The following is a 14016-nucleotide window of genomic DNA, read 5'->3' on the forward strand; positions in this document are numbered from 1 at the left end:
TCAGTCCTGCAAAATCACCACCTCCACCCGGCGATTGGCCTCACGGCCCTCGGGCGTGGCGTTGGTGGTCAGGGGCGCAAGGTATCCCATGCCCTCCGCGTCCAGCCGCGCCGCCGCGATGCCGTAGGCCTCGATCAGCCGGGCGCGCACAGCGCGGGCGCGGTCGCGCGACAGGGCGATGTTGGTCTCCAGCCCGCCAACGGTATCGGTATGCCCGACAAGCGCAACGCGCAGCGCGGGCGTGGCCTGCAACACCCCGGCCAGCGCCTCCAGCGCGGCGAACGGCCCCGCGCCCAAGGTTGCCGTGCCGCTGTCGAAATCCAGATCGTCCAGCACCGCAAATCCCTGCGCGTCCAGCCGCGCGGCCAGCGGACCTTCCGGAACGGTGGCGAGAGGCTGCGCGACGGTCTCCTGCGCCGTGCCCACTTCGATGATCTGCAAGAACGCCGCTCCACCGCGACGGCTCGCCAGCACGAAGACCGCCGCCTCGGGCGCGTCGCGCGGCCCGCGGATCATGCTGAGCGCGTGAAAGGCGCGCAGGTCGATGGCCATGGCAGGTGCGGGCAGTACCTCGACCGCAAAGCGGAAATCATAGCCGCCGCAGGCCGCATCGGCACAATCGAGCACCGTCGTAAATCCCTGCGCCTCAAGCGCCGCGCGCAACGGGGCTGCCAGTTGCAGCGGGCTGCCCGCGCCCTGCGCCACCCGCCACGCGCGCCTGCGCACCGCACCCTCGACACGCACCAGCGGCACGGTGGTGCCATTCCAGACATCCACCGGAATCGCCACGCGCGCCAGCTCTGACACCCGCTCCGCCGTAGGGCGGGCGCTGGCGGGCAACGGCAGCTCCTGCGCGCCCAGCGCCCCCGCCGCCAGCCCCAGCATCAGCACCAGTGTGCGGATCATCGCGATTGCGCGTGATATTCATCGTTGGGCCGCATGTCGGACGCCGCCGCCACCCGGTTGGTCATGTTGAAAAACCCCGCCACGCTCGCGATGTCCCAGATATCCCGGTCGGTGAAACCCACCGCCCGCAGCGCGTCGCGGTCGGCCTCAAGGATACTCTCGGGCGCCTCGGTCAGCTTGTGGGCAAAATCCAGCATCGCGCGGGTGCGGTCGTCCAGATCCGCCACGCGGTAGTTCATCACCAGCGTCTCGCCCAAAATCGGATCGCCCGACAGCGCGCGCACCGCCGCGCCATGGGCCGTGAGGCAGTAGAAACACCGGTTCACCGCCGAGACGACAACCGCGATCATTTCCCGCTCCAGCTTGCTCAGCGCCGAGTCGCCCAGCATCAGATCGTTGTACATCGCCGTGAACGCGTTCAGCTTGTCGATGTCGAACGCATAGGCCTGCAATACATTGGGGATCATCCCCAGCTTGTCCGTGCAGACATCGAAGTATTTTTGCGTGGGCGCGGGCAGCGGGTCGACCATCGGCAGATCCAGCGCGGTCGGTGTCTTGGGGGCCATCGGCGTCTCCTCTATTCAGGGGGTTGACGGTAATGGTATCGCCCGACCTCCGCAAACCCAAGCTTTTGATACAGCGCGTTTGCGGGTGCGTTTTGCGCCACGCACAGAACGCTGAGATGCGCAGCGCCCGCGTCCCGCCCCCAGAACGCCGCCGCGCGCATGATCCATTCCGCCACGCCCTGACGCCGCTGGTGCTCCAGCACTTCGACCGCATGCACCATCGCCACGCGGTCGTGCACGCCCACAAACGCCACGCCCGCAGGCTTTTCGTTCCACCGGGCAAGGATCCCCGTCTTGACCGCCGCGCGCCCCATCACGCGCAGGCGCGCGGGGCCGATGCCGCCCTTGGCCCAGATCTCTGCCATGATCGCCAACGGCTCCCAGATGGTAAAACACGTCACCCGCGGGATCGGCACATCCGTCAGCAGATCAATCGGCGCGGCATAAAGCACGACCTCATCGAACGCGGTATAGCCCCGCGCCGCCAGCGCGCGGTCCAGATCATCGCCCGGCTGCGTCTGGAAAAGCCGCCCGTGCGCCTCTGCCGCGTCAATATCCGCGTCCGTCACCGGCGCGGTGGCCGAGGTTGCCGATACCCGCTTGCCGCCGCCGTCCCCGTCGCGCAACACCCACGGCCCCTGCGCCTCGCGCGCCGCGGGGGGCCACGTGCCCTCCACCACCGCCATCAGTCGCGCCAGATCGGGCGTCATCCGAACTCCGCCTCCAGCGCGCGGATCGCCATGTCGACCTGCGCCTCCACCACCCCGCGCACCACGATATTCGCCCCATAGCGCCCATCGCGCTGGAACGGGTAGCTGCCCATCGACAGCTCGGGATGCGCCTGCGCCAAGGCGCCCAGCGGCCCGGCGATGTCGCCCTCCCCCCGGAACACCGTCAGTGTTTTCGAGATCAGCGGCGCGCCGCCCGTCAGCGTGGGGATCACGCTTTCCACCATGGCGCGGAAGACCGAGGGTACCCCGGCCATCACATGCACGTTTTCAATCGTGAAACCGGGCGCCGCCGACACCGGATTGTCGATCAACGCCGCTCGCGCGGGGATCCGCGCCATGCGCAGGCGCGCGGCGTTCAGGTCAGTGCCCGCCTTGTCGTAGTGTTCCTGCAGGATCGCGCGCGCATCGTCGCGCACATCAATCGATTGCCCAAACGCCTCCGCCATGCAATCGGCGGTGATGTCGTCATGCGTGGGCCCGATCCCGCCCGAGGTGAACACCGTGTCGTAGCGCGCGGCCAGCGCGCGCACCGCCTCGACGATCACGGGCGCCTCATCGCCCACGATCCGCACCTCCGACAGGGCAATCCCCACCGCCGTCAGCTCGCCCGCCAGATGGTGCATATTCGCGTCGCGGGTGCGTCCCGACAGGATCTCGTCGCCGATCACCAGCATTGCCGCCGTGGGGTGTGTCATCTCGCCTCTCCTTGAGCCTGCCTGTGGATGGGTATAGCCCCCACCATGCGCTTTCAAACCGATCTTATCCCCGCCCGGCTGATCCGCCGCTACAAACGCTTCCTCGCCGATTGCACGCTGGACGACGGGCGCGAGGTCACGGCCCATTGCGCAAATCCCGGCTCGATGATGGGTCTGGCCGCCGAGGGCACAAGGATCTGGCTGGAGCCCAACGACGACCCGAAGAAAAAGCTCAAATACGGCTGGCGCCTTGTCGATCACGAAAACGGGCATTTCACCGGTGTCGACACCGGGCGCGCCAATGCCATCGTGCGCGAGGCGCTCACCGCCCGCGCCATCGCCTCGCTCGCCGCCTACGAGACCCTGCGCGCCGAGGTGAAATACGGCGCCAACTCCCGCGTGGATTTCCTGTTGACCCGGCCCGGCCTGCCCGACGCCTATATCGAGGTGAAATCGGTGACGCTTTCGCGCACGCCGGGCCTTGCCGAATTTCCCGACAGTGTCACCGCGCGCGGGGCCAAACACATGGCCGATCTGGCGGAGGTCGCGGCACAGGGCCACCGCGCCGTGCTGCTCTATCTGGTGCAGCGCACCGACTGCGGCCGCGTCAATCTGGCCCGCGACATTGATCCCGCCTACGCCCGCGCGCACGCGGATGCCACGGCGGCGGGGGTGGAAACGCTCTGCCTTGGCACCCACATAACCCCTCAGGGCATCACGGTTGCCGCCCCTCTGGCCCTTGGCGCCCCGGCGCGCTAGAACCTCCCCAAGCGACGACAGGAGCCCCGCGTGAACCAACAGCACACAGGCCGCACGACCAAGGACGGCATCCGCATTCACGATCCCGCTGATTTTGCGGGCATGCATGCCGCGGGCAAGCTCGCCGCGACGATCCTCGACGAGATAGCCGAACATGTGACCGTCGGCCAGACCACCGCCGAGCTTGACCGCATCATAGAAGAAAAGGTCACCGCCGCTGGCGCCAAATCCGCGACCATCGGCTACAAGGGCTACCAGCACGCCAGCTGTATTTCGATCAACCACGTGGTCTGCCACGGCATCCCGGGCGACAAGAAGCTCAAGGATGGCGATATCCTCAACATCGACGTGACGGTGATCGTCGACGGCTGGTTTGGCGATACCTCGCGCATGTATGTGGCGGGCAAACTGCCCCGCAAGGCCGAGCGCCTGATCGACGTCACCCACGAGGCGCTGATGCGCGGGATCGAGGTTGTCAAACCCGGCAACACCTTCGGCGATATCGGCCACACCATCCAAAGCTTTGTCGAAGGGCACCGCATGTCGGTCGTCACCGATTTCTGCGGTCACGGTCTGGGCCGCGTGTTCCACGCCCCGCCCAACGTGCTGCACTACGGCCGCCCCGGCACCATGGCCGTGCTTGAGCCCGGCATGTTCTTCACGATCGAACCGATGGTGAACCTCGGCCGGGCGGAGACAAAGACACTCGCCGATGACTGGACCGCCGTGACCCGCGACAAATCACTCTCCGCGCAGTTCGAACATTCCATCGGCGTGACCGAAACGGGGTACGAGATTTTCACCCTCTCGCCCGGCGGCACCTTCCACCCGACGTATTAGGGTCAGGATACTAGGGCGGGCCGCCCGCGTCGTCATCGCGCATCATCCGTTTCATCAGCAGGCTCAGCACCGTCTCCCCCGCCAGCGGGGTGACGCAATCGGTGATGAGCACCGGCGCGCCGAACGGCACCGGTTTGGGCAGCGGCACCGATGGGGTGTCCGCGCGGGCAACCTTCGGGATGTGGGAAGCGGTGGCATCGGTCATGGCAGCAGCCTAACACAGCCCGCGCAATTTGTATGCACGCGCGGTGCACATCCTGTGTACGCGCTGTGTACGCCGTCAGACACGCGCCAACAGGGTCACATGGGTGTCGCCAAACCGCCGGGTATCGAGCCGCTCAAACCCTTCGGGCGCCTCCATCCGGGCGCTCTCTTCCCAGACGATCAGCGCGCCTTCGGCCAGCCAATTCCCGGCCAGGGCGCCCGCCAGCGCAAGCTGCCCCATCCCTTTGCCATAGGGCGGATCAAGGAACACCAGATCGAACGGCACCTCCCCGCAAGGCGCCAGCCGGGTCGCATCCATGCGCATCAGGCGGGCCGCCGTGTCTTCGCGCAACTTACTGATATTGCTTGCGATCAACCGCTGCCCCACGCGCCCGTTCTCGATGAACACGGCCCTCTCCGCCCCGCGCGACAGCGCCTCAAGCCCCAGCGCGCCGGTGCCCGCAAAGAGATCCAGCACCCGCGCGCCGTCGATGACATCGCGCGAGGTCAGCATGGAAAACAGGCTCTCGCGGACCCGGTCCGAGGTGGGGCGCAGATGCGCGCCCGCGTCCCCCTTGCCCAGCGGCGTGAGCGGCACGCCCCGGTGTTTTCCCGCGATAATCCTCACGCCTTCAACAGCGTCTTCAGATCCGATCCGGCATCCGCCACCATCTCCGGCGCGGGGGATTTTCCGCTTTCAATCAAACGCTTACCGATCATGTATCCGCGCGGATCATTGGCCGCATCCACGGCCAGCAGCATCTTATCGCGGTAATACCAGAACGATTTTGCCGCCCCCCGTCGCGCGTCACAACCGAAGTATAGCCCGCGTTCAACCCCGCAATCTGAAGCTTCACATCGTATTGATCCGACCAGAACCACGGCGTCGCGATATAATCCTTTTCCGCGCCCATCAGGTTCTCGGCCACCACCTCCGCCTGATCGATAGCGTTGGGCACACTCTCCAACCGGATGCGCCCGCCGCGATAGGGAAACGAGGTGCAATCCCCCGCCGCCCAGATCCCCGGCGCCGAGGTGCGCCCCAGCGCGTCCACCTTGATCCCGTTATCAAGAGTGATCCCCGCCGCTTCGGCCAGGGCCGCACCGGGTGCCACGCCCACGCCCACGATCACAAAATCCACGTCCAGCGTGGTGCCATCAGTGAGGGTGGCGCCGCTTACCGCGCCCTCGCCGGTCAGACGCTCCAGCCCCACACCTTCGCGCAGGTCGACGCCGTGGCTTCGGTGCAGTTCACGAAAGAAATCAGAGGTTTGCGGAGAGGCGACGCGCTGCAAAATCCGCTCCGCCATCTCGACCAGCGTGACCTGCAATCCCATTTTGGCCGCCACCGACGCGGCCTCCAACCCAATATAGCCGCCGCCCACGATCAGCACCCGCGCACCGGCTTGAAATTGCGGCGCCTGCGCGTCCACATCCGCGAGGCTGCGCACGGTGAAAACGCCGTCCAGATCGCCGCCGATCGCCGCAGGCAACCGGTGCGGCACCGACCCCGTCGCCAGCACCAGATCGTCGTAGCCCAGCATCGCGCCGCCCACGGCGATCTTGCGATCGGCCACGTCAATCGCGTCCACCCGGCTGCCCAGCCGCAGCTCGATCCCGTTCTCGTCGTAGAACCGTTCCGGCCGCAGGTAGAGCCGCTCGCGCGCCATCTCCCCCATCAGATAGGCCTTGGACAGTGGCGGGCGCTGGTAGGGTGGCTCGGCCTCCTCCCCGATCAGCGTCACCTTGCCGTCAAAGCCCAGATTGCGCAGCTTGACCACACAGGACGATCCGGCCTGTCCGGCCCCGACTACCACGATATGACGCATGGAAACTTCCCCCCGCACTGGCGTTCGCTGGGGCAAACCCTATATCCGGGGTGAGTTGAAACACAATGACACGGAAGGTCATCCCATGCCGATTTCCCAAGGCGATACGCTCCCCGATGCAACACTGGTCGAGATGGGCGCCGATGGCCCCGCCCCGGTCAAGATCAGCGATAAGGTCAAGGGCCGCAAGGTCGTGATCTTTGCCGTGCCGGGCGCCTTCACGCCGACCTGCCACTCCGCGCACGTGCCCAGCTTTATCCGCACCAAGGATCAGTTTGACGCCAAGGGCGTGGACGAGATAATCTGCGTATCCTGTAATGATCCCTTCGTGATGAAGGCTTGGGGCGAGGCAACCGGCGCCACCGAGGCTGGGATCACCATGCTGGGGGACGCGAGTTCGGAATTCACCAAGGCGATCGGCATGGATTTCGATGCCGCTCCGGCAGGGCTGGTCGCGCGGTCAAAACGCTACGCGATGCTGGTCGATGACGGCACAGTGACGCTGCTGCAGGAAGAGGAGAACCCCGGCGTTTGCGAAGTGTCCGGTGGTGAAGGCCTGCTCGACAACATGTAAGACAAGCGGAGGGGGCCGCGGTGCGACCCCCTCTCGACCGTGTCCGGAAAATTTCGAATTTTCCGACCGGAATTTTCGCAAAATTCCGATCCCCGTGGCGAGGGCGCGCACCGCTCAGGCGGAGGCGACCGCGGCTTCCTCGTCCTCGTCCCGCGAAACGATGACGGTGCGCGTGGGGAACGGGATGTCGACGCCGCGGGCGTCCAGCGCTTCCTTGACCGCGCGGGTCATATCCGCCTTGAAGACAAAGTAATCCCCGGCATCGCACCACACCCGCGTCGTGAAATCGACCGAGCTTCCACCGAGGTTCGTCACCTGCACGAACGGCTCCGGATCCGTGTGCGCGCGCGGATCGGCCATGATCGTCTCCCGAATAACCTCTTCGGCGTCCTTGAGATTTGCACCGTAGCCCACACCAAAAACCCACTCGACGCGCCGCGTCCCGTTGCTGGAATAGTTGGTGATCGTGTTGCCCCAGACTTCCGAATTGGGAATGATCACCTGCACATTCGACAAATCGGCCAGTTCGGTGAAGTTCAGGCTGACGTTCTTGACCGTGCCCATCTTGCCGTTGATCTCGACAAAATCGCCGGTCTTGATGGGCCGGAAAAAGATCAGCATCACGCCCGCCGCGATGTTCGACAGCGTGCCCTGCAACGCCAGACCGATGGCCAGGCCCGCCGCACCCAGCAATGCGACGACAGAGGTCGTCTGCACCCCGAAGGTGTTGAGCACGAACAGAAAGGTAAAGCCGAGGATGACGTAGCGCGCAATCGAGGCAAGGAAGTCGAACAGCATGTCGTCGAGCTGCTTGTGCTTGCGGCTGAGTGCCTGAATACGGTTTTGCACCCATTTGGAAATGATCCAACCGGCCAGCAGGATACCGATCACGGCCAGCACCGATCCGACCAGCGAGGTCAGAAATTCCAGCGTCAGGATGTCTCCGACAGTCTTGCCCTGCCAGATTTCGAAATTGAGCACTTGTTCCATCAGTCTTCCTTCAAAGCCCGTCGAATTTACGGGCGAGTTTTGCGTCCAGCGTGCTTAGGCCATCCACATCATGCGTGGTCAAGGTCACCTCGACCCGGTTGTAGACGTTGAACCATTCAGGATGGTGATCCCATTTCTCGGCCCAGATTGCGGCGCGGGTCATCCAGCTGAAGGCTTCGGCAAAATCGCCGAACTTGAAGGTTTTCGTGATCGCGTCGCGCCCGTCTGTCAGTTCCCAGCCGTTTTCCAACAGCGGATCCAGAAGGGGCCCGCGGGTTTCGTTGCTCAGTTTCTCGGTCATTCCTGTTCCTCTACCTGTGCCTTGCGGAAGGGGCCGTATTCCGTCAGCACATCAATTTCCTCGTCAACGGCGGCGCGTTCGGCCTCCAGATACTCACCCACTGCCCGGCCAAAGCCCGGATCGCGCATCCAGTGCAGCGACCATGTCGGCGTCGGCAGATAGCCGCGCGCCAGCTTGTGTTCGCCCTGTGCCCCCGCCTCGACCGTGCCAAGCCCTTGCGCAATGGCAAAGTCGATGGCGCGGTAGTAGCACAGCTCGAAATGCAGGCAGGAGTGATGCTCGCGACACCCCCAGTATCGCCCGTACAACGCATCCGCCCCGATAAAGTTCAGCGCTCCCGCAATCCATTGGCCGTTCCGTTCAGCCATGACCAGCGCCATCTCGTCGCGCAGGGTCTCCTGGGCGATGTCAAAGAACCGGCGCGTAAGATAGGGCGTGCCCCATTTGCGCGCCCCGGTGTCCTGATAGAATTCCCAAAAGGCGTCCCAATGCTCGGGTTGCAGGTCGTCACCTGTGAAAGTGTGGATCGTCCCGCCAAACCCGTTCGCGGTTTGCCGCTCCTTGCGCAGCGTCTTGCGCTTGCGCGAGCTGAGGCTGGCAAGGAAGGCGTCGAAATCGGCGTAGCCGTCGTTGCGCCAGTGAAACTGCTGCGTCATGCGGGTCATCATGCCGAAAGCCTCGGCGCGGGTGGCCTCCTCTGCCGTGCAGAACGTCGCGTTGAGCGAGCTGAGGCCGTTGTTTTCCGTCAGCTGGATCGCGCCCTGCACCAGTGCCGCGAATCCCGTCTCCTCGAATCCCGGACGCACCAGAAAGCGGCGGCCGGTCGCGGGCGTGTGCGGCACGGCAATCTGAAGCTTGGGGTAATAGCGCCCGCCCGCGCGCTCATAGGCATGCGCCCAGCTGTGATCGAAGATGTATTCGCCCTGGCTGTGCGATTTGACGTAGAGCGGGGCGGTGCCGATCACCTCATCCGCGATCTTTGCCACGAGGTATTGCGGTTGCCAGCCGGTGCCAGTGCCCACGCTGCCACTGTCCTCCAGCGCTTTAAGGAATCGGTAGGTGGTAAAGGGGTCGTTCGGGCGCGCGCCATCCGTCGCCTCCGGGCAGGCGCAGGCGTCCCAGTCGTCGGCGTCGATCTCCTCCAGTGATCCGATGATGCTGATGGCGACTTCACGTTCGCTCATGGCGCGGCCCCTTTGTTCCTGCACCAGAATTTGGCCCGCATGACGCGCTTATCAAGCGACGTAGCCCTCGAATGTCACGGTATCGGCGATGCGGCGGGCGCGCGCGTCCTGTTCGGGGCTGCGCACGGTCCAGCAGCTGATCATCGCGCCCTGCGCCTTAAGCTCGGCGACGCGGGGACGGTCCAGATCATCGACCTCATGGCTGATGAAAACCGATCCGGTGCGGTCGTAATCCGGGATCTCGCGCAGCGTGTCACAGGTGGCGGTACTGAGCGGCCAGTCGGCGGGGCGGTAGGCCGAGGTCGTCAGACCGCGCGGCAGATGGGGACACAACGACTGCATTTCCGCGACAGAGTGTGGGTTGAACGACATCAGTGCCACATCGCCCGCGTAGCCCTCCAACGCCGCGGCGACCGCCGCCTCAAGCCTGCCGATGCGCGGGCCCATGCCGCCATCCTGATCCTTGAGCTCGATCAGCAGGGGCACCGCCCCAGCGATAATGGTCAGCACCTCGGCCAGATCGGGTATTCCTTCGGTTCCGCCGCGCAGGGGAATGGCGCGCAGCGCCACGGAATCGTGCAGCTGGACCGCGCCCTGCATGTCGGTGAGCCGCTCGAGATGGTAGTCGTGAAACACCATCGCCGCGCCATCGCCGCTGAGTTGCACGTCGATCTCGATGCCGTAGCCCGCAGCAATCGCCGCGCGGATTGCGGCGCGCGAATTCTCCGGCCGCCCGTCCGTGACATCGTGCAGGGCACGGTGCGCGAACGGGCGGTCGGCAAAGCCGTCGGGCAGCGGCGTTACGGTCATTTCAGCTCAAAGATGCCTTCGATTTCCACCGCGACGCCCAGCGGCAGCGCGCCTGCGGAGACCGCCGAGCGGGCATGGGCGCCCGCATCACCCAGCGCTTCGACAAGAAAGTCGGAGCAGCCGTTAATGACCTTGGGTTGATCGGCAAACTCCTTGGTCGAATTCACGAACCCCGTCAGCTTGACCACCCGCTTGAGCTGATCCAGATCGCCGCCACAGGCCATGCGTACCTGCGCCAGCAATTGCAGCGCGCAGGTCCGGGCCGCCGCGGCCCCCTCTTCGACGGTCATTGTATCGCCCAGAACGCCGGTAATCAGTCCGCTGTCATCGCGCGAGATCTGGCCAGAGACGTAGAGCGTGCTGCCCACCTGCACGAAGGGCACGTAGTTGGCGGCGGGCGCGGAAGCGTCCGGCAGGGTGATGCCCATTTCTTCAAGGCGTTGTGCGTGGCTCATCTTGTGCTCCTGTCTTTGCATTTACGACACGGTACCGTCCGGCCACGCCCGTTGAAAGGGGGACGCTCAACTTTCGCGCCAAGCGCCCGCGAAGTAATCCGCCATCGGTTTGACCAGATAGGCCAACGGACTGCGATCACCGGTCTTGATGAAGGCGTCGACGGGCATGCCGGGCACCAGTTGCGTCCCCTCTGGCAGCCGCTCCATCTCGCCGGGGGCAAGTGTGATTTCGGCCCGGAAATAGCTGAGCCCCGTGGCCTCGTCGTCCAGCGCATCGGCAGAGATCAACAGCACGCGGCCCACCAGTTCGGGCGTCGTGCGCTGGTCAAGCGAGGACAGGCGCAGGTTGACCTCCTGGCCGACGGTGATCTCATCCACGTTTGTGGGCATCACACGCGCGGCGATCACAAGGGGGCGGTCCTGCGGGACAAGGTACATCACCGGCTCTGCCGCGCGGATGACCGACCGCGGGGTCGTGACCTGCATGGCGTAGACGATGCCCGAGACCGGTGCCCGGATTTCAAGCCGCCCGATCTGCGCGCGCAGGGCGCGGCGCTGCTCGACCAGCGACAGCTCCCGGTAGCGGATTTCGCGCAACTCGGAAATCGCCTCTTCGCGGGCACGTGAGCCGAGTTTGAGCACTTCGATCTCGATCTCGGTGATCTGGCCCTCGGCGCGCGCCTTGGTCGCCGCCAATTCGCCGATCTCGCCGATCAGGCGGGCCTGTTCGCGTTGCAGGCCCAGTACGGTGGCCGCTTGGCTCAGCCCCTGATCCAGCAGGGTCTGCTGCGAGGTCAGCTGTTGTTCGATGAGGTCCAGCTGGGTGGCGAGCGAGCGTTCCTGCGCCTCGATCCCGACGATCTGATCCTCGGTCTGATTGCGACGTTTGCCCAGCTGTTCGATTTCTCGCGCGATGCTCGTACGACGCGCGTCAAAGAGGTTGCGCTGGCCTTCCATCAATTCGCGTGGGTCTTCGTTGGCGGCGGCGGCCTGCAGCAGTTCATCGTCAAATGTCACCGTCTCGCGCTCGTCGCGCTGCGCCTCGAGCCGTCCACGGCGGGCCATCAGTTCGTAAAGCTGCCCCTCGATCAGGGCGAGTTCGGATTCAGGCTGCGCCGGGTCGAGCCGGATCACGGGCGCGCCCGCTTCGACCATGTCACCCTCGCTCACCAGAATTTCGGCTACGGTGCCGCCGGTATCGTGCTGAATGATCTGACGATTGCTTTCGACCTCGATGCGGCCAGAGGCAACCACCGCGCCCGCGATGTTGCTGGTCACCGACCAGTAGCCAAAGCCGCCGAAGAGAACCAGCAGGCCGATCATGCCAATCAGCACCGGACGCCCGGCGCTCCATTTCTTGTCGGTGCTCATGTCACCCCTCCTGAGTTGGTCGGTGCGTTGGCGATTTCGCGGTGGTTCGACACCATGCCCTTGAGCACTTCGTCCTTCGGGCCAAAGGCCATGCGCATGCCCGCATCCAGCACCAGCAGCGTATCGCATTCCTGGATCGCCGCCGGACGGTGGGCCATGATCAGCACCGAACGCCCCGCCGCCTTCATCTCGCGGATCGCGTGATTGAGCGCCTGACTGCCGGTGTTGTCGAGGTTCGAGTTCGGCTCATCCAGCACAAGGATCACCGGTTCGTCGTAGACGGCGCGCGCCAGCCCGATGCGTTGCATCTGACCACCCGACAGGCGGACCTGCCCGGATTGCACGATGGTGTCGTAGCCGTTGGGCAGCTCAAGGATCATCTCATGCGCGGCGGCCATCTTGGCGGCGGCGATGACCTTGCCGTCGTCGGGCACATCCGCCAGCCGCGCGATGTTTTGCGCGATGGTGCCGTCAAACAGCGCCACGCGCTGCGGCAGATAGCCGATATGGCGGCCCAGTGTTTCGGTCCCATAATGCTCAAGCGCCGCCCCGTCGAGCCGCACCGACCCGCCCGCAGGGCGCCACACGCCGGTGAGCGTGCGCGCCAGCGTCGTCTTGCCCGCGCCAGAGGGGCCGATCACACCCACGGCCTGACCCGGCTCAACCGCAAAACTGATGGATTTCAGCGAGGCCTGGCTTTCGCCGGGCGGTACGACGGTCAGGTTCTTTGCGACAAGGCGGGCCTTGGGCTTGGGCAGTTCCGTATGCGGTGGCTCAGGTGGCACAGCACCCAAAAGCTGCGCGAGGTTGTCCCATGCGGTCATCGCGCGCTGCGCGATGGGCCATTGGTTCAGCCCCATCTCGACAGGTGCCAGCGCGCGGCCCAGCAGGATCGACCCCGCGATCATCGCCCCCGGTGACATCTCATTGCGTAGCACCAGATAGGCGCCCAGACCCAACATCGCAGATTGCAGGAACAGGCGGATCGTCTTTGTCATCGAGGTAAAGGTGCCGCCCACGTCAGTGGCGGTCACGTGATCGGCCAATGCCTGACTGCGGGCCTTTTGCCAGCGGGTAAAGGCGGCGTTGCGCATGCCCATGGCCTGCACCATCTCGGCCTCGGTACGGATCTGGTCAGACATGGCCGACGCCTGCTGCCCGGCCATGCTGGCGCGCGCCTGTGCCGCCTTGGACAAGAGCTGATTTGCCACCGCCAGCAGAACCAGCACCGCCGCCCCGGCCAGACCCAGATAGCCGAGCCACGGATGAAAGAGGAAAATCCCCGCGAAAAAGATTGGCGTCCACGGCAAATCGAAGGCCGCCATCAGCACCGGAGAGGTGATCAGCCGCTGCACCGATTCCAGATCGGCGAGGCTCGCGTTTGTCTTGACGTCCGGGGCCACGGCGGATTTGCGCACCACGGCATCAAACACCCGGCGATCCAGATCATCCTGAAACCGGGCGCCCACACGGGCCATGATCCGCCCGCGTGTGTAGTCGAGGATGCCCATCACCCCGTACAAAAACAGCACCAGAAGCGACAGGGCCACCAGCGTCGCCTCACTACCCGATCCCAGCACCCGGTCATAGACCTGAAGCATGTACATCGGGCCCGTCAGCATCAACAGATTGGCAAAGGCGGAAAACAGCCCCACAGTCCAGTACAGCGACCGGCTGCGCTTGCGCACCTGCAAAAGCTCTTCCCGGCCGCGCTTGGCGAGTTCTGATTGCATGGCTCCCCCTCCAGAGGTGCGGCGAGCCGGAATAGGGCCGCACCGCCTGTTCCGGCCCAATATGCCGG

Annotated in this window: 16 protein-coding genes and 1 pseudogene; 3 read left to right on the forward strand and 14 right to left on the reverse strand. The window is 65.1% G+C overall.

Annotated features, from left to right (window positions below):
- The 4 genes from KDD17_RS13400 to KDD17_RS13415 are packed head-to-tail and all read right to left on the reverse strand — an operon-like array spanning position 1 to position 2898.
- Positions 1–906 carry an OmpA family protein gene (locus tag KDD17_RS13400; RefSeq protein WP_212704116.1) on the reverse strand — a complete coding sequence of 302 codons (906 nt, stop codon included), beginning with the start codon at positions 904–906 and terminating at the stop codon, positions 1–3.
- A complete protein-coding gene (locus KDD17_RS13405; RefSeq protein ID WP_212704117.1) occupies positions 903–1472 on the reverse strand; it encodes a peroxidase-related enzyme in 570 nt (189 codons plus the stop codon). The genes KDD17_RS13400 and KDD17_RS13405 overlap by 4 nt, the downstream gene beginning before the upstream one ends.
- A gap of 11 nt (positions 1473–1483) precedes the next feature.
- On the reverse strand, positions 1484–2182 hold the full coding sequence (locus tag KDD17_RS13410; RefSeq protein ID WP_212704118.1) for a GNAT family N-acetyltransferase: 699 nt from the start codon (positions 2180–2182) through the stop codon (positions 1484–1486).
- A complete protein-coding gene (locus KDD17_RS13415) occupies positions 2179–2898 on the reverse strand; it encodes a competence/damage-inducible protein A (protein ID WP_212704119.1) in 720 nt (239 codons plus the stop codon). The genes KDD17_RS13410 and KDD17_RS13415 overlap by 4 nt, the downstream gene beginning before the upstream one ends.
- 45 nt (positions 2899–2943) lie before the next feature.
- Here KDD17_RS13415 and sfsA point away from each other — a divergent pair, with 45 nt between their 5' ends.
- Together sfsA and map are read left to right on the forward strand one after the other, a co-directional pair.
- Positions 2944–3657 (forward strand): DNA/RNA nuclease SfsA, encoded by a 714-nt coding sequence (gene sfsA / locus KDD17_RS13420; protein ID WP_212704120.1) that lies wholly within the window; start codon positions 2944–2946, stop codon positions 3655–3657.
- Between the two features lie 30 nt (positions 3658–3687).
- A complete protein-coding gene (gene map, locus KDD17_RS13425) occupies positions 3688–4497 on the forward strand; it encodes a type I methionyl aminopeptidase (RefSeq protein ID WP_212704121.1) in 810 nt (269 codons plus the stop codon).
- 10 nt (positions 4498–4507) lie between these two features.
- Here the strand turns inward: map and KDD17_RS13430 are convergent, their stop codons facing one another.
- From KDD17_RS13430 to KDD17_RS13440, 3 genes and pseudogenes are all read right to left on the reverse strand, one after another.
- Positions 4508–4702, reverse strand: coding sequence for a hypothetical protein (locus KDD17_RS13430; RefSeq protein ID WP_212704122.1), 195 nt, complete (start codon positions 4700–4702; stop codon positions 4508–4510).
- 75 nt (positions 4703–4777) lie between these two features.
- A complete protein-coding gene (gene rsmD / locus KDD17_RS13435; RefSeq protein WP_212704123.1) occupies positions 4778–5329 on the reverse strand; it encodes a 16S rRNA (guanine(966)-N(2))-methyltransferase RsmD in 552 nt (183 codons plus the stop codon).
- Positions 5326–6530 (reverse strand): annotated as a pseudogene (locus KDD17_RS13440) (NAD(P)/FAD-dependent oxidoreductase). Before KDD17_RS13440 ends, rsmD begins: the two are co-directional and overlap by 4 nt.
- 85 nt (positions 6531–6615) lie before the next feature.
- Here KDD17_RS13440 and KDD17_RS13445 point away from each other — a divergent pair.
- Positions 6616–7104 (forward strand): peroxiredoxin, encoded by a 489-nt coding sequence (locus KDD17_RS13445; RefSeq protein WP_212704124.1) that lies wholly within the window; start codon positions 6616–6618, stop codon positions 7102–7104.
- Between the two features lie 114 nt (positions 7105–7218).
- On the opposite strand, the gene KDD17_RS13450 is transcribed toward KDD17_RS13445, so the two are convergent.
- The 7 genes from KDD17_RS13450 to KDD17_RS13480 form a co-directional block, all read right to left on the reverse strand.
- Positions 7219–8094: a mechanosensitive ion channel family protein gene (locus tag KDD17_RS13450; protein ID WP_212704125.1), complete on the reverse strand. Its 876-nt coding sequence runs from the start codon at positions 8092–8094 to the stop codon at positions 7219–7221.
- Between the two features lie 10 nt (positions 8095–8104).
- Positions 8105–8395 (reverse strand): 4a-hydroxytetrahydrobiopterin dehydratase, encoded by a 291-nt coding sequence (locus KDD17_RS13455; RefSeq protein ID WP_212704126.1) that lies wholly within the window; start codon positions 8393–8395, stop codon positions 8105–8107.
- On the reverse strand, positions 8392–9579 hold the full coding sequence (locus KDD17_RS13460) for a GNAT family N-acetyltransferase (RefSeq protein ID WP_212704127.1): 1188 nt from the start codon (positions 9577–9579) through the stop codon (positions 8392–8394). The genes KDD17_RS13455 and KDD17_RS13460 overlap by 4 nt, the downstream gene beginning before the upstream one ends.
- 51 nt (positions 9580–9630) lie before the next feature.
- The gene (locus tag KDD17_RS13465) at positions 9631–10389 is read right to left on the reverse strand and encodes a glycerophosphodiester phosphodiesterase family protein (RefSeq protein ID WP_212704128.1); all 759 of its coding nucleotides are present in this window, start codon (positions 10387–10389) and stop codon (positions 9631–9633) included.
- A complete protein-coding gene (locus tag KDD17_RS13470) occupies positions 10386–10844 on the reverse strand; it encodes a RidA family protein (RefSeq protein ID WP_212704129.1) in 459 nt (152 codons plus the stop codon). The genes KDD17_RS13465 and KDD17_RS13470 overlap by 4 nt, the downstream gene beginning before the upstream one ends.
- A 66-nt stretch (positions 10845–10910) precedes the next feature.
- On the reverse strand, positions 10911–12215 hold the full coding sequence (locus tag KDD17_RS13475; protein ID WP_212704130.1) for an HlyD family type I secretion periplasmic adaptor subunit: 1305 nt from the start codon (positions 12213–12215) through the stop codon (positions 10911–10913).
- Positions 12212–13948, reverse strand: coding sequence for a type I secretion system permease/ATPase (locus KDD17_RS13480; RefSeq protein WP_212704131.1), 1737 nt, complete (start codon positions 13946–13948; stop codon positions 12212–12214). Before KDD17_RS13480 ends, KDD17_RS13475 begins: the two co-directional genes overlap by 4 nt.
- Between the last annotated feature and the right edge of the window lie 68 nt (positions 13949–14016).

Source organism: Sulfitobacter albidus (genome assembly GCF_018200035.1).
Taxonomy (GTDB): domain Bacteria; phylum Pseudomonadota; class Alphaproteobacteria; order Rhodobacterales; family Rhodobacteraceae; genus Sulfitobacter; species Sulfitobacter albidus.

Bases quoted from the DNA above. Each gene is read 5' to 3' on its own strand.
- KDD17_RS13400 (WP_212704116.1), bottom strand. From the start codon at position 906: ATGATCCGCACACTGGTGCTGATGCTGGGGCTGGCGGCGGGGGCGCTG.
- KDD17_RS13405 (WP_212704117.1), bottom strand. From the start codon at position 1,472: ATGGCCCCCAAGACACCGACCGCGCTGGATCTGCCGATGGTCGACCCG.
- KDD17_RS13410 (WP_212704118.1), bottom strand. From the start codon at position 2,182: ATGACGCCCGATCTGGCGCGACTGATGGCGGTGGTGGAGGGCACGTGG.
- KDD17_RS13415 (WP_212704119.1), bottom strand. From the start codon at position 2,898: ATGACACACCCCACGGCGGCAATGCTGGTGATCGGCGACGAGATCCTG.
- sfsA (WP_212704120.1), top strand. From the start codon at position 2,944: ATGCGCTTTCAAACCGATCTTATCCCCGCCCGGCTGATCCGCCGCTAC.
- KDD17_RS13430 (WP_212704122.1), bottom strand. From the start codon at position 4,702: ATGACCGATGCCACCGCTTCCCACATCCCGAAGGTTGCCCGCGCGGAC.
- KDD17_RS13445 (WP_212704124.1), top strand. From the start codon at position 6,616: ATGCCGATTTCCCAAGGCGATACGCTCCCCGATGCAACACTGGTCGAG.
- KDD17_RS13450 (WP_212704125.1), bottom strand. From the start codon at position 8,094: ATGGAACAAGTGCTCAATTTCGAAATCTGGCAGGGCAAGACTGTCGGA.
- KDD17_RS13455 (WP_212704126.1), bottom strand. From the start codon at position 8,395: ATGACCGAGAAACTGAGCAACGAAACCCGCGGGCCCCTTCTGGATCCG.
- KDD17_RS13460 (WP_212704127.1), bottom strand. From the start codon at position 9,579: ATGAGCGAACGTGAAGTCGCCATCAGCATCATCGGATCACTGGAGGAG.
- KDD17_RS13465 (WP_212704128.1), bottom strand. From the start codon at position 10,389: ATGACCGTAACGCCGCTGCCCGACGGCTTTGCCGACCGCCCGTTCGCG.
- KDD17_RS13470 (WP_212704129.1), bottom strand. From the start codon at position 10,844: ATGAGCCACGCACAACGCCTTGAAGAAATGGGCATCACCCTGCCGGAC.
- KDD17_RS13475 (WP_212704130.1), bottom strand. From the start codon at position 12,215: ATGAGCACCGACAAGAAATGGAGCGCCGGGCGTCCGGTGCTGATTGGC.
- KDD17_RS13480 (WP_212704131.1), bottom strand. From the start codon at position 13,948: ATGCAATCAGAACTCGCCAAGCGCGGCCGGGAAGAGCTTTTGCAGGTG.